The 13,812-nt window shown below is 73.9% G+C and carries 11 protein-coding genes; 7 read left to right on the top strand and 4 right to left on the bottom strand.

The genetic code is table 11. From position 1 onward, the window contains the following. Positions 1-88 precede the first annotated feature (88 nt). From ABD369_RS03500 to ABD369_RS03490, 3 genes are all read left to right on the top strand, one after another. On the top strand, positions 89-559 hold the full coding sequence (locus tag ABD369_RS03500) for a PH domain-containing protein (protein ID WP_344634686.1): 471 nt from the start codon (positions 89-91) through the stop codon (positions 557-559). Positions 560-830: 271 nt separating this feature from the next. Next, a complete protein-coding gene (locus tag ABD369_RS03495; RefSeq protein ID WP_344634685.1) occupies positions 831-2,162 on the top strand; it encodes a hemolysin family protein in 1,332 nt (443 codons plus the stop codon). Then, positions 2,159-3,202 (top strand): hemolysin family protein, encoded by a 1,044-nt coding sequence (locus tag ABD369_RS03490; RefSeq protein ID WP_344634684.1) that lies wholly within the window; start codon positions 2,159-2,161, stop codon positions 3,200-3,202. The genes ABD369_RS03495 and ABD369_RS03490 overlap by 4 nt, the downstream gene beginning before the upstream one ends. A 73-nt stretch (positions 3,203-3,275) precedes the next feature. Here the strand turns inward: ABD369_RS03490 and ABD369_RS03485 are convergent, their stop codons facing one another. The 3 genes from ABD369_RS03485 to ABD369_RS03475 form a co-directional block, all read right to left on the bottom strand. Next, positions 3,276-4,019 (bottom strand): SDR family NAD(P)-dependent oxidoreductase, encoded by a 744-nt coding sequence (locus ABD369_RS03485; protein ID WP_344634683.1) that lies wholly within the window; start codon positions 4,017-4,019, stop codon positions 3,276-3,278. Between the two features lie 120 nt (positions 4,020-4,139). Next, positions 4,140-6,218 (bottom strand): AAA family ATPase, encoded by a 2,079-nt coding sequence (locus ABD369_RS03480; RefSeq protein ID WP_344634755.1) that lies wholly within the window; start codon positions 6,216-6,218, stop codon positions 4,140-4,142. A 419-nt stretch (positions 6,219-6,637) separates the two neighbouring features. Continuing rightward, positions 6,638-7,219: a uridine kinase family protein gene (locus tag ABD369_RS03475; RefSeq protein ID WP_344634754.1), complete on the bottom strand. Its 582-nt coding sequence runs from the start codon at positions 7,217-7,219 to the stop codon at positions 6,638-6,640. Between the two features lie 288 nt (positions 7,220-7,507). On the opposite strand from ABD369_RS03475, the gene ABD369_RS03470 reads away from it, so the two are divergent. Further along, positions 7,508-8,668, top strand: a complete 1,161-nt coding sequence (locus ABD369_RS03470) for an acyl-CoA dehydrogenase family protein (RefSeq protein ID WP_344634682.1) — start codon at positions 7,508-7,510, stop codon at positions 8,666-8,668. A 199-nt stretch (positions 8,669-8,867) separates the two neighbouring features. On the opposite strand, the gene ABD369_RS03465 is transcribed toward ABD369_RS03470, so the two are convergent. Then, positions 8,868-9,320: a hypothetical protein gene (locus ABD369_RS03465; protein ID WP_344634681.1), complete on the bottom strand. Its 453-nt coding sequence runs from the start codon at positions 9,318-9,320 to the stop codon at positions 8,868-8,870. 320 nt (positions 9,321-9,640) lie between these two features. Here ABD369_RS03465 and ABD369_RS03460 point away from each other — a divergent pair, with 320 nt between their 5' ends. The 3 genes from ABD369_RS03460 to lnt all read left to right on the top strand — a co-directional run bounded on the left by ABD369_RS03460 (position 9,641) and on the right by lnt (position 13,808). After that, complete coding sequence (locus ABD369_RS03460) at positions 9,641-10,081, top strand: Lrp/AsnC family transcriptional regulator (protein ID WP_344634680.1); 441 nt, start codon at positions 9,641-9,643, stop codon at positions 10,079-10,081. A gap of 50 nt (positions 10,082-10,131) precedes the next feature. After that, positions 10,132-11,733, top strand: a complete 1,602-nt coding sequence (locus tag ABD369_RS03455; RefSeq protein WP_344634679.1) for an amidohydrolase — start codon at positions 10,132-10,134, stop codon at positions 11,731-11,733. Between the two features lie 260 nt (positions 11,734-11,993). Then, the gene (gene lnt / locus ABD369_RS03450; protein ID WP_425557529.1) at positions 11,994-13,808 is read left to right on the top strand and encodes an apolipoprotein N-acyltransferase; all 1,815 of its coding nucleotides are present in this window, start codon (positions 11,994-11,996) and stop codon (positions 13,806-13,808) included. Positions 13,809-13,812: the final 4 nt, after the last annotated feature.

Below are 13,812 nucleotides of genomic sequence, written 5' to 3'. Positions count from 1 at the left end.
CCCGCGACGCCGCGGGCCCTGTCGCCGGCCGGTCTTGGACGACCCATCGGGCGGGGACCGGCCCCCGCCCGCACTCGGGAGAAGCACCGTGACCACCTCCACCCAGCCCACCACCACGCCCGTCGAGTCCGTCGCGCTCCCGGTCACCTGGGCGCCGCGCCGCAACCGGGCCGTGCTGCTCACCCTCTGCTCGGTACTGCTGGTGCTCTTCACCGCGATCGCCTTCGCGATGCCCGACAACTGGCAGCTCAACGACCGGGTGGCGATGGTCTGCAGCGGTCTGCTGTTCGCCGCGGTCGGTCTGATGCTGGCCCGGCCCCGGGTGAGCGCGGACGAGCAGGGCGTCACGGTGGTCAACTTCGTCCGCAGCCGCCGACTGGCCTGGGCCGAGATCCTCCGGGTCAACCTGCGCCAGGGTGACCCGTGGGTCACCCTCGACCTGGCGGACGGCACCGCGCTGGCCGCGGTCGGCATCCAGCCCGCCGGCGGCCGGGACCAGGCGGTCCGCGCCGCCCGCGCACTGCGCGACCTGGTCGAGGAGCGCGGTACCTCGCGCTGAGCACGGTGCCCGGAGCCTGCCGGGGAGGTGGCTTCCACCGGCCGGGGCAGGCAGCACCCTGCAAGATCCTTACCCGCGCCCCGGTATCGTCTACGCTGGTAAAGCCGGGGCAAAGGCCCCGCCGGTCTTCGCATGCCTTCCGGCCCCGTGGCCTTCGAAGGCGAGACCGTTTCACCCCATGACCTGAGGAGTGACACCTCCCCTCGATGGACGATCCGTCCGGTAGTACCCGCGCCGCCTCACTTCCGGCCCCCGGAAGGCGGGCGGCACTGTGATCACCGCCTGGCTGCTGCTGTTCGCAGCCTTCCTGCTCATCCTCGCCAACGGCCTCTTCGTGGCCGCCGAGTTCGCCCTGATCACCGTGGACCGCGGCAGCGTCGAACGCGCCGCCCAGGCCGGTGACCGGAGGGCGGCCGGTCTGGCGAAGGCCCTGCGCAAGCTCTCCTTCCAGCTCTCCGGTGCCCAGCTCGGCATCACCGTCACCTCGCTGGTGGTCGGTATGCTCGCCGCGCCGGCGCTCTCCACGCTGCTCACCCCCGCGCTCACCGGGGTCGGACTGCCCCGGGCCGCCGCGGCCACCGCCGCCGTGACCGGCGGCATGGTGCTGGCCACCGTGCTGCAGATGGTGATCGGCGAGCTGGTCCCCAAGAACTGGGCGATCTCCAGGCCGCTCCAGGTCGCGTACGCCGTGGTCGGACCGCAGCGGCTCTTCTCGGCCGTCTGCCGTCCGCTGATCAGCTTCCTGAACGGCTCTGCCGACCGCATGGTGCGGGCACTCGGCATCGAGCCGCAGGAGGAGCTCGGCCACGCCCGCACCCCGGCCGAGTTGGTCTCGCTCGCCCGGCACTCCGCGAGGGCCGGAGTGATGGACGAGCAGTCGGCCCGGCTGTTCGTCCGCACCCTGGGCCTCGGCGAACTGACCGCCGAGAGCGTGATGACCCCGCGCGTGGACGTCGTCGCCCTGCAGCGCCACGCCAGCGCCGCCGACGTCCTCAACCTCACCCGGGCCACCGGCCTGTCCCGGTTCCCGGTCTACGGGCACAGCCTGGACGAGGTCAGCGGCACCGTGACCCTCAAGGACGCCCTCGCCGTCCCCGCCGATCGGCGCGCCCGGATCCGGGTCGCCGATCTGGCCTCGGCACCGCTGCTGGTCCCCGAGACGCTGCCCGCCGAGCGCCTGCTCGATCAGCTGCGCCGCCAGCAGCCGATGGCCATCGTGGTCGACGAGTACGGCGGCACGGCCGGCGTGGTCACCATCGAGGACATCGTCGAGGAGATCGTCGGCGAGGTGCAGGACGAGCACGACCCCGAGGACATCCCCGAACTGCGTCAACTGCCGCCCGCCGACGGCCACCCGGTCTGGGAGGCCGACGGCCGCGCCCGGCTCGACCAGCTGGAGGCCATCGGCCTGCAGGCCCCGGACGGACCGTACGAGACGCTCGGCGGCCTGCTCGCCGACCTGCTCGGCAAGCTGCCCGACCCCGGCGAGCGCGCGAGCCTGCCCGGCTGGCGGTTCACCGTGCTGGAGGTCGAGCGGCACCGCACCAGCCGGGTGCTGATCGAACGCCGCCTTGACGACGAGGCCGAGGAGACCGACCGATGACCGCCCTGCAACTGGTCGCCTCCCTGCTGCTCCTGCTCGGCAACGGCTTCTTCGTCGGCGCCGAGTTCGCGGTGATCTCGGTCCGGCGCAGCCAGATCGAACCGCTCGCCGAGGCGGGCGACAAGCGCGCCCGCACCGTGCTGCACGCGCTCTCCAACGTCTCCGCGATGCTGGCCGCCGCCCAACTGGGCATCACCGTCTGCTCGCTGCTGCTCGGCGCGCTGGCCGAGCCGACCATCGCCGGACTGCTGGAAGGCCCCTTCCAGGTCGTCGGCCTGCCGGAGTCGCTGGTCCAGCTGGTCGGCTACGCGCTGGCGCTGGCGCTGGTGGTCTTCCTGCACATGGTGGTCGGCGAGATGGTCCCCAAGAACATCGCGATCGCCGGTCCGGAGAAGGCCGCGCTCTGGCTCGGCCCGCCGCTGGACCGCCTCGCCCGCTGGCTCGGGCCGGTCATCCGGCTGCTGAACGCATTCGCCAACGGTGTGCTGCGCCTGGTGAAGGTCGAGCCCAAGGACGAGGTCGCCTCGGTCTTCACCGACGAGCAGCTGCTCCACCTGCTGGCCGACTCCCGGGCGGCCGGACTGCTGGACGAACGCCGCCAGGAGCGCCTGGAGGACGCCCTGGAGCTCGGTCGCCGACCGGTCACCGACGTCCTGCTGCCGGCCGACCAGCTGGTCACCGTGGGCCCCTCGGTGACCGCGCTGGAGATAGAGCGGCGGGCGGTGGAGACGGGTTTCTCCCGTTTCCCGGTGATCGACGAGGCCGGGACCCTGCACGGCTACCTCCACGTCAAGGACATCCTGGACGTGGACGACCCCGAGGCCCCGCTGCCGGCCCGCCTCTGGCGCCCGGTGACCGTGCTGCGCGCCGGCATGCCGCTGGACGACGCGCTCGGCGCCATGCGCAGGGCCGCCGCCCACCTGGCCGCCGTGGTCGACCAGGAGGGCCGTCGGCTCGGCCTGGTCGCGCTGGAGGACGTCCTGGAGGAACTGGTCGGCGAGATGCACGACCCCGACCACCGCCAGACGGCCCGCGCCTGAGGCCGACTGCTCTCCGGCGGCAGCCTCCGGTCGGAGGCCTCGCGGGGGCGGCGGGATGCCGCCCCCGCGAGGCTCAGGCGGCGAAGCCGCCGTCCACTGAGATGGCGGCGCCGGTGATGTACCGGCCGCCGTCTCCCGCGAGATGGGCCACGGTCGCGGCGACCTCCCAGGGCTGCCCGTACCGGCCGAGCGCGGTGAGGCTCCGCTGCAGGTCGGCCGACGGCCCGTCGGCGGGGTTCATGTCGGTGTCGATCGGTCCGGGGTGGACCAGGTTGACCGTGATGCCCCGCGGGCCCAGTTCGCGGGCGAGCGACCCGGTCAGGCCGATCAGGGCGGTCTTGCTCAGCGCGTACAGCGAACCGCCGCCGAACGCGGCCCGCTCGGCCATGCAACTGCCGATGTTGATGATCCGCCCGCCCTCGCCCAGGTGCCGCACCGCGGCCTGGCAGACGAGGAACGGCGCCCGCACGTTGACCTGCAGCACCCGGTCGACGTCCGCCGGCCGCAGGCCCTCGAGGGGACCCAGCACACCGATCCCCGCGTTGTTCACCACGACGTCCAGCCGTCCGAACTCCGCGGCGGCCCGGTCCACCGCCTCCCGCACCGCCGACGCGTCCGCGCCGTCGGCCCGCACCGCCCAGGCCCGCCGACCCAGCGCCCGGGCCTTGTCGACCACCTCCGCCGCGCGCTCGGCGCCGTCCCGGTAGGTCAGTGCTACGTCGGCCCCGTCCTCGGCCAGCCGGAGCGCCACCGCCTCGCCGATGCCCCGGCTGCCGCCGGTCACCAGTGCCACCTTGCCGTCGAGTACCGCAGTCATGCTCGCTCGATCCTCCTGTCGGGTTCGCGGACATGACGATGCTGCCGCGCCGGCACGCGGATCTCCGGCGGCATTCGGACGTCGCGTTGGACGGCCGGTCCCGCGATCGCGTACCCCCGGCTACCGGCGGCCGTCGATCAGTTCGCCATAGGCCTGGAGCAGATCGGGCAGGCGGAGGGTGGCCAGGTCCTCGCGGGTGGGCAGGGAGCGGAGCGAGGAGAGCCGCAGGTCGCGGTAGGCGCAGGACTTCTCGTACAGGGTGCGGATGAAGCGCCCGTTGCCGAGCTCGTCGATCCAGCCCTCGTGCACCACATGGCCGCAGATGCTGGCGAGTTCGTCGGCGGCGTCCGCGTCCCAGCCGTCGCCCCCGGAGGAGGCCAGGGCGCGCCCGATGGCGGTGAGCTCGGCGGGGCGGTAGCTCGGGAAGTCGACCCGGGTGGTGAAGCGGGAGTTGAGGCCGGGGTTGGTGGCCAGCAGCCGGTTCATGCCCTCGGGGTAACCGGCCAGGATCACCACCAGCCGGTCGCGGTTGTCCTCGGCCCGCTTCAGCAGCACCTGGAGCGCTTCGTCCCCGTACGCGTCGCCCTTGCTGTAACCGGAGTTGGAGAGGCTGTACGCCTCGTCGATGAAGAGGACGCCGTCCAGCGCCGAGTCGATCAGTTCATTGGCCTTGACCGCCGTCTGGCCGAGGAACTCGCCCACCAGGTCGGCCCGTTGGGCCTCCACCAGGTGGTCGCCGGAGAGCAGACCGAGGGAGTGGAAGACCTGGCCCAGGATGCGGGCGACGGTGGTCTTGCCGGTGCCCGATGGGCCGGAGAAGACGAAGTGGCGCTTCGGCGGCTGCACCGGCAGGCCCTGCTCGGCGCGCAGCCGCGACATCCGCAACTGCGCCGACAGCGCCCGGACCTGGCGCTTCACCGGCTCCAGGCCGACCATCTGCTCCAGCGCGCCGAGCGCCGCGTCGAGCCCCTGCTGACCGCGCAGTCCGCCCCGGTGCGGGGAGCCGGCCGGCGGCGCGGCGCGCTCACCGCCGTCCCCTCTGGGCGGCGGCCCGGGGGCGGGGTCGGCCGCCGCGCCGGAGCGCTCGGGTGCCGCCTTGGGTGCCGGCGCCCCGGTGGCGGCCGGAGCGGCACCGGACTCGCCGATCCGGTAGTCGGCCTCCGTACCGAAGTCGCCCTCGCCGCCGTACCCGTCGCCCGGACCGTACCCGTCGCCCGGACCGTACCCGTCGCCCGGACCGTACCCGTCGCCGTCGGCGAACTCCCCGTCGTAGCCGGCACCTTTGGCGTACCCGCTCCCGCGGTCGTACCCGCTCTCGCCGTCGTACCCTGCGGCGGGGCCGTATCCGGGCTGGTACTCGCCGTCCGGCCCGAACTCGGCCACGGGCCCGCTGCCCGGCGCCCCGGCCGACTCGAAGCCGGCCTCCGCGATGGCCAGTTCACCAGGAAGCGTGGAATCGTCCCGGCCGTCGCCGAGCAGGCCCTCGACCACCCCGTCCTCGGTGGTGATCGCCGCCAGCCGGGCCGCCGTGTCCATGAAGGCCGGGTCGGCCCGGTGCACCGCCCGGTACAGCGGCAGGGCCGCGGCGCTGCGTCCGGCCCCCTCGTAGGCCCGGGCCAGCCAGTACCGCAACTCCTTGCGCTGCGGCTGCTCCGAGCGGCAGCGGGCCAGTGACGCGGCCAGCGGCCGCTGCGCCTGGGCGCACATGTCGAGGCGGACCCTGGCCATGCCGGCGAACAGCCCGGCCTCGATGCCGAGCATCGGGTCGTCCAGCAACCGGTCGGTGTCGCGGATGAGTTGCTCCCAGTCCTTCAACAGGTAGGAGCGGCAGGCGTGCAGGAAGCGCACCGACGGATCCCGGTCTGGCGGCGGGCAGGCCGTGAGCGCCCGGTCGAGCTCGGTCAGGTGACGGCCGTCCAGCCAGTGCGAGGCGTGCGCCAGGGCCAGGTCGCGAGTGTCCTCCAGCACCGGCTGGACCCACCAGCCCAGCCAGTACCACGAACTGAGTGGCCGCCCGTGCCTGGCGCGCTGCTCGCCGAAGCGGTCCTGATGGCGGTGCATGGCCAGCAGGGCGCCCGAGGTGTCGCAGCGCAGCGCGTGCAGCCCGAGCCAGGCGTCCGCCATGCCGTGGTCGAGCCGTACCGCGGTGCGGAACTCCTCCTCCGCCCTCACATAGGCACCTGCGGCGTAGGCGTCCATCGCCCGCAGCCAGGCGCGGTCGGCGAGCCGATCCGGCCCGGTCGTACTGGAACTCTCCACCGTCACTCACGCCCCCCGCTCGGTGCACCGAGGCTCGGCGGCCGAGGGGCGTGGCCAGGGTGGTGCCCGCCCACGCCGACGCCCCCGGCACGCATCCGTGCCTGCCACGAATCGTACCGGCGCGGGGCTGATCCGGAAGGGTGTCGCACGGTGTCAAATCGCAGTACCCGCCGGGTTGTTGGAGTCCGACCGGAACCCGACGGTCGGCGTCGATCGCGGCAGGTGGGGAGAGTGGCGCGACGGATGCGGAGCGCGACGCCTCCGGCCCACGGGGGAACGAGCCGGAGGCGCCGCGTCCGGTGTTGCGAGATCCATACGGCCCGCGACGGTGAGAACCTACGGGTTGAGGACCTCCCAGGTCAAAAATCGGACAAGGGTTCACCAAGAGAAGTGAAAAGGACTCGGCCGGTGAGTCCGTCCACCCGCAGATTCGCGTACGGACGGCTCGGGTTCGCGGCGAAGTGCGCCTGCTCGGCCGCAGTCCAGCCGACCCAGAATTCGGCCAACTCCGGTCCGTCGCGCAGCTCCCCGCGTGCCCGGGCGGCCGTCGCGTCCAGTTCCATCCAGATCAACCGGCTCAGCAGTGGCCTCAGTTCACGCCGGCCGGCGCCGACTCCCTCGATCAGCACCACCGGGGCGGGCGGCACGGTGCGGAAGTCCGCGAAGCGCCGCAACGTCCAGTCGTAGACGCGGTGCCGGGCCGTCAGCCCGGCCGCCAGCGGCTCCAGCACCTCGGTCCGCAGCAGCTCCACCCAGCCGAACGGCTCGGCGTGGGTGGCGAGATCGTCCAGGTGCACCACCGGTGCCCGGCCGAGCGCGGCGGCGAGGTGGGCGGCGAAGGTCGTCTTCCCGGCCCCGGCGTGACCGTCCACGGCCACCAGTCGGACCGGGCCGCAGGACGGCGGCAGCGCGAGCAGCTGCCGCGCCAGCCGTACGGGAATCCCGCCGTCCCCCGACGGACCCGCCGGTGCGACGGAAGCCCGAACACCGGCCCCGGCAACGGCCGAGCCGTCGCCGAGCTCCGCACTCCCGTCCCGAACAGCCACGCACCCACTCTACGGGCGGTGCGTTCCCGCAGGTCGTGACGGACCGGCCGGTATCGGGCATACTCACTTCGCCACGCCCGTGAACGACCGTTCACCGCAACCCGGTGCCCGGTCCGACACGCCTGCCGTGCCGTGTCCCACCACCCGTGGGCCCGGCACCCCGACCGAGGAGGCCCGCCCGTCATGAGCCCCGCTCCCGCCAAGCCCGTCGACCGTCAGCTCCCCAGTGACGAGGCCCGCGAGCTGCTGAGCCTCACCAGGGACCTGGTCCAGCGCGAACTCAAGCCCCGCGCCGCCGAGGACGAGGCCGCCGGCCGGTTCCCGCGCGAGGTCTTCCGCACCCTCGGCGAGGCCGGTCTGCTCTCCCTCCCGTACGAGGAGCGCTACGGCGGCGGCGAGCAGCCGTACGAGGTCTACCTGCAGGTCCTGGAGGAGCTCGCGGCCGGCTGGCTCGCGGTCGGCCTCGGCGTCAGCGTGCACACCCTCTCCTGCTACGGGCTGGCCGCCTTCGGCACCGACGAGCAGCGGAGGCGCTGGCTGCCCGGGATGCTCGGCGGCGAGCAGCTCGGCGCGTACTGCCTCTCCGAACCGCAGTCCGGCTCCGACGCCGCCGCGTTGCGCACCCGGGCCGAGGCGGACGGCGACGAGTACGTGGTGAACGGCACCAAGGCATGGATCACGCACGGCGGCCGCGCCGACTTCTACAGCACCATGGTGCGGACCGGTGAGGACGGCGCGCGGGGCATCAGCTGCCTGCTCGTCCCGGCCGACAGCGCCGGGCTCTCCGCGGCGCAGCCGGAGCACAAGATGGGCATGAACAGCTCGCCCACCGCCCAGGTGCACTTCGACGGCGTCCGGGTGGCCCGGGACCGGCGGATCGGCGAGGAGGGCCAGGGCTTCCAGATCGCCCTGTCCGCACTGGACTCCGGCCGGCTCGGCATCGCCGCCTGTGCGATCGGCGTCGCCCAGGCCGCGCTCGACCTCGCCGTCGACTACGCGGGCACCCGGCAGCAGTTCGGCCGCCCGATCGCCGACTTCCAGGGGCTGTCCTTCATGATGGCCGACATGGCCACCCAGATCGAGGCCGGCCGCGCGCTCTACCTGTCCGCCGCCCGCCGCCGCGACGCGGGACTGCCGTTCTCCAAGGAGGCGGCGATGGCGAAGCTGTTCTGCACCGACGCCGCGATGCGGGTCACCACGGACGCGGTCCAGGTCCTCGGCGGCTACGGCTACACCCAGGACTACCCGGCCGAGCGCTACATGCGCGAGGCCAAGGTGCTCCAGATCGTCGAGGGCACCAACCAGATCCAGCGCCTGGTCATCGGCCGCCACCTGAGCCGCTAGGGCCTGTCGGGGGAGGGGGAACCGCCGTCGGATCCCACCCCCCGCGGCGGATGGCAATCAGCAGGGACGCGGGGAACCGCGCGCGGACCGGCCACTTCCATCGAGGGCCGGCCGCGCGGTCCCCGCGCCCCTGAAGAGCTCACCCCTGACCGAAGTTCCCCCGGTGCGGCGGGAGTTCACCGGTGCGAGGCGAAGGGCGTCAGCGCCGCACCAGGCGCCCGCGCTGCGCCGGAACCCGCACCCGGCGCACCGGCACCGCCCCGGGCCCGCCCACGTGCGAGAACGGCTGGGTGCGCCAGTCGAGTTCGGCCGGCAGCGCCAGCAGGGCCTCGGCGCCGGGTGCGGCCTGGTCGGCGGCCAGGTCGTCGCACTCGGCCAAGTCCTCGGTGGGCGCACCCGAACCGGGGCAGAGCGCGGGGGAGAAGGGGTGCCAGGCGGTCGGCAGTACGGCGTGCTGCGGCAGCCGCTCCTCGTCGCCGATCAGGGCGATCGGACGGTCGCAGGCGGGGCAGTGCACGCGGGCGATCTCCCAGCTGTCCATGTCGCCGGGGTCGACCCCCGGGAACCCGGACCCGGCGAGGTCGAAGTCGGCGTCGCGGTCGAGGCGTTCGTCATCCTCCACGGCGCGGGAACGCTGGTCAGTAGCAAGCATCTTGATCCCCCTCGGATCGGGCCGGGCTCGCGTCGGCCCTGGCCACAAGCAGCCCTTCCCTGCGCCACAGCGTCATAACCCTGCACTGCGGTGCACTGTGATGCACGGGATGTGTCGTTCGCCACATTCCAGCGGCACATGCCCCGTTCATGCGCCGCGTCTGCTGGAGCTCGTACGCCGGTCGCACCGCGGTGGTGCTCACCGATGGCGCCGGAGATCGGGTGTGGGCCCCACGATATGCGCGGCCGATCACTCACCGAAAACGGAAGAGTGCACACCGGCTCGGCAAGCCGGCCCAAGGGGAAGTAGGTTTGCGCCTTGTGGAGGATCTCGATCAGCGCATCGTCCGGCTGCTCCTGCAAGACGGCCGGATGAGCTACACGGACCTGGGCAAGGCCACCGGCCTGTCCACCTCGGCGGTGCACCAGCGCGTGCGCCGGCTCGAGCAGCGCGGTGTCATCCGCGGCTACACGGCGATCATCGACCCGGACGCGGTCGACCTCGCGCTGACCGCCTTCATCTCGGTGAAACCGTTCGACCCCAGCGCGCCCGACGACACCCCGGAGCGGCTGGCCCCGTTGCCCGAGATCGAGGCGTGCCACAGCGTCGCGGGCGACGAGAACTACATCCTCAAGGTGCGGGTCGCCGCCCCCGGCGACCTGGAGGACCTGCTGGCCCGCATCCGCAGCGCCGCCGGGGTCTCCACCCGCACCACGGTGGTGCTCTCCACTCCGTACGAGGCACGCCCGCCGAGGCTCTGAGACGCGCCCCGGCGCTCCGGCCGCATTCGGTCGGGTGCAGACTTGGGCCCATGACCGAACGCACCAACCGGACCGTGCTCCTCCGCGGCGGCGCCGTCTACAGCCCCGCCGACCCGTTCGCCACCGCGATGCTGGTCGAGGGTGAACACGTCGCCTGGGTCGGCAGCGACGGCGCCGCCCAGGCGTACGCCGAGACCGCCGACGAGGTGGTGGAGCTGGCCGGAGCCCTGGTCACCCCCGCCTTCGTGGACGCCCACGTCCACGCCACCTCGGCGGGACTGGCCCTGACCGGTCTGGACCTCACCGGCTGCCCTTCGCTGGCCGAGGCGCTGGAGCGGATCTCCGCCTTCGCCCGGTCCGCGGACGACGGCGTGCTGCTCGGCCACGGCTGGGACGAGAGCGGCTGGCCCGAGGGCCGCCCGCCGACGCTCGCCGAACTGGACGCCGCGGCCGGCACCGCCGCGGTCTACCTCTCCCGTACCGACGTCCACTCGGCCCTGGCCAGCACCGCACTGCGCGAGCTGACCGAGGGCCTCGCCGAACTGCCCGGCCACCACCCCACCGCGCCGCTCACCCGCGACGCCCACCACGCCGTACGGCAGGCGGCCCTCGCGCACCTGACGCCGGAGCAGCGCCGGGCCGCCCAGCGCGCCGCCCTGCGCCGGGCCGCCGAACTGGGGATCGGCGCAGTCCACGAGTGCGCCGGACCGGAGATCTCCTCCGCCGAGGACCTGGCCGCGCTGCTCGCCCTCGCGGCCGAGGGCGAGGGCCCGGAGGTCTTCGGCTACTGGGGCGAACTCGGGGGCATCGAGACCGCCCGCCGGCTGGGAGCCGTCGGCGCCGGCGGCGACCTCTTCGTGGACGGCGCACTCGGCTCGCACACCGCCTGCCTGCACACCCCGTACGCGGACGCCGAGCACACCGGCACCGCCTACCTGACGGCGGAGCAGGTCGCCGACCACGTCGCCGCCTGCACCGAGGCCGGGCTCCAGGCCGGGTTCCACGCGATCGGGGACGCCGCGCTGACCACCGTCCTGGAGGGCGTCCGGGCAGCGGCCGACCGGGTCGGCCTGGCCCGCGTCCGCTCGCTGCGCCACCGGGTCGAGCACGCCGAGGCGCTGGACGACAAGACCATCGCCGCCTTCGCCGAGCTCGGCCTCACCGCGTCCGTGCAGCCCGCCTTCGACGCCTGCTGGGGCGGTCCGGACGGCATGTACGTCCAGCGGCTCGGCGCGGAACGGGCCGCCGGGCTCAACCCGTTCGCCGCGATGCTGCGCGCCGGGGTCCCGCTGGCCTTCGGCTCGGACGCCCCGGTCACCCCGCTCGACCCCTGGGGCACGGTACGGGCGGCCGCCTTCCACCAGACCCCGGAGCACCGGATCTCGGTCCGCGCGGCGTTCACGGCACACACCCGGGGCGGCTGGCGCGCGCTCGGCCGCGACCAGGACGGCGTGCTGGTACCCGGCGCCGTCGCCAGCTACGCGATCTGGGAGGTCACCGACCTGGTCGTGCAGGCCCCGGACGACCGGGTCGCCGGCTGGTCCACCGACCCCCGCTCCGGCACCCCCGGACTCCCGGACCTCACCCCGGGCGTGCCGCTGCCGACCTGCCTGCGCACCGTCGTCCGCGGCCGCACCGTCCACCAGCGCTGATCCGCCGCAGGACGGGCCGACCGGGCACCGACCGGGGCGCGAACCTCGTGGGGCCCGCTGCGACGGCGTACGGCCGCTCCAACGGGCCCCGCGCCATGCCCGCGGGGATGTCGTCGCTGATCAGGCACCCTTGAGGGACGGCCGGTAGCCGTCCGGGGTACCTTTCTCCGACGGCTCTCGGCACCGAGTGGCCCGGTCGACCAGACGGCACTCGCAGAGCGAGCGAACGGCACAGCCAGAGAGGTGGTGCGCAGGTGGCACTGCCCGAGAACCAGGGGCAGCCGACGGCGGACTCGGAGGCGGCTGCCCCGGCGGTCCCCGAGCAGAGCCCGGGACGGCTGGGCCGCCGCTGGAGCAGGTTCTGGGCCGGCCTGCCCAGAACCGCCCTGGCCGCGGCTGCCGGGCTGATGCTGGCCCTGGCCTTCCCGCCGTTCGACCTCTGGCCGCTGTCCATCACCGGCGCGGCCGCCCTCTCCCTGCTGACCCGGGGGCGGACGGCCCGCCAGGGAGCGTGGACGGGCTTCGCGTTCGGGTTCCCGTTCTTCCTGCTGCTGCTCGACTGGATGCGGGTCATCGGCCTGGACGCGATGGCCGGGCTCGCCTTCCTGGAGGCCCTGTTCCTCGTCGCGCTCGGCGCCGGCCTCGCCGTCACCTCCCGGCTGCGCACCTGGCCGCTGTGGACGGCCTGCCTCTGGGTGGCCGAGGAATGGGCGCGTGACCGGCTTCCGCTCGGCGGCTTCCCGTGGGGCCGGCTGGCCTTCGCCAACACGGCGAGCCCGTTCACGCCGCTGGCCGCGCTCGGCGGCGCCCCGCTGGTGACCTTCGCCGTCGCCCTGGCGGGTGCCCTGCTGGCGTACACCGCCGTCCGCCTCGGCCCGGCGCCGGGGACGGCTCCCGGTGATCCCGCAGTTGGCACCGCCTCCGCTGACTCCGCTCCCGTCGACTCCGCTGACGCCGCCCCCGCGGACACCGGGGACGCCCCCGCCCCCGCCGTCCGGACAGCCCCCCGCCCCGCTCGCGCCGCCGTGCTGGCCGGAGCCGGCATCGCGGCGACGGTCCTCGTCGGATACCTCGTTCCGGTGCCGACCGGTGCCCACGCCGCCGACACTTTCAAGGTGGCCGTCATCCAGGGCAACGTGGCGCACCCGGGCATGGACTTCCTCGGCCGCCCGATGATGGTGCTCGACAACCACGCCTCGGCCACCGAGCGCTTCGCGGCCGACGTCGCCGCCGGCCGGGCCGAGCGCCCGGACGTGGTGATCTGGCCGGAGAACTCATCCGACCTCAACCCCTTCGCGGTCCCGGAGGCGTACGACCGGATCGACCGGGCCGTGAAGGCCGTCGGCGTGCCGACCCTGGTCGGCGCCCTGGTGGACGGCCCGGACAGCCAGCACGTCCAGAACGAGGGCATCGTCTGGGACCCGAAGAACGGCCCCGGCGACTACTACGTCAAGCAGCACCCGGTGCCGTTCGGGGAGTACGTGCCGTTCCGCGCCGAACTCTCCAAGGTGATCACCCGACTGCAGCGGGTGGCCCGGGACTTCTACCCGGGTACCCACGACGGTGTGATGCAGCTCGGCCCGGCCCGGATCGGCGACGTGATCTGCTTCGAGGTCGCGTACGACGAGATCGTCCGAGACACCGTCAACGACGGCGGCCGGGTGTTGGTGGTCCAGACCAATAACGCCACGTATGCCAAGAGCGGGCAGCCCGAGCAGCAACTGGCGATGTCCCGGTTGCGCGCGGTCGAGCACGGCCGGGCGGTCCTGATCGCCGCGACCAGCGGGATCAGCGCGATCATCGCCCCGGACGGCTCGGTGGAGAGCCGCACCCAGGAGCTCACCCCGGCCGAACTCAGCGCCACCGTGCCGCTGCTCGACGGCCGGACGGTGGCCGACCGGGTGGGTGCCGCGCCCGAGTGGGTGCTCTCCATCACCGGCCTGCTGGCGTGCGGCGCGGCGGTGGCCGGCGGGATCCGGCGGCGGCGCGGTGGCGGCGAGACGGCCGGAACACCGGCCAAGGTCGAACCGTTGAGCGAGGTGGAGGACGCGGCAGCGGCTGCCGTCCCCCGTTAGGCCG

The sequence above is a fragment of the Kitasatospora cystarginea genome, from assembly GCF_039533515.1.
In the GTDB taxonomy this organism is placed as follows: domain Bacteria; phylum Actinomycetota; class Actinomycetes; order Streptomycetales; family Streptomycetaceae; genus Kitasatospora; species Kitasatospora cystarginea.
This window is presented reverse-complemented; position numbering and strand designations above follow the sequence as displayed.

Coding starts and splice junctions, on each gene's coding strand:
- ABD369_RS03490 (WP_344634684.1), top strand. CDS start 2,159: ATGACCGCCCTGCAACTGGTCGCCTCCCTGCTGCTCCTGCTCGGCAAC.
- ABD369_RS03485 (WP_344634683.1), bottom strand. CDS start 4,019: ATGACTGCGGTACTCGACGGCAAGGTGGCACTGGTGACCGGCGGCAGC.
- ABD369_RS03480 (WP_344634755.1), bottom strand. CDS start 6,218: ATGGACGCCTACGCCGCAGGTGCCTATGTGAGGGCGGAGGAGGAGTTC.
- ABD369_RS03470 (WP_344634682.1), top strand. CDS start 7,508: ATGAGCCCCGCTCCCGCCAAGCCCGTCGACCGTCAGCTCCCCAGTGAC.
- ABD369_RS03465 (WP_344634681.1), bottom strand. CDS start 9,320: ATGCTTGCTACTGACCAGCGTTCCCGCGCCGTGGAGGATGACGAACGC.
- ABD369_RS03455 (WP_344634679.1), top strand. CDS start 10,132: ATGACCGAACGCACCAACCGGACCGTGCTCCTCCGCGGCGGCGCCGTC.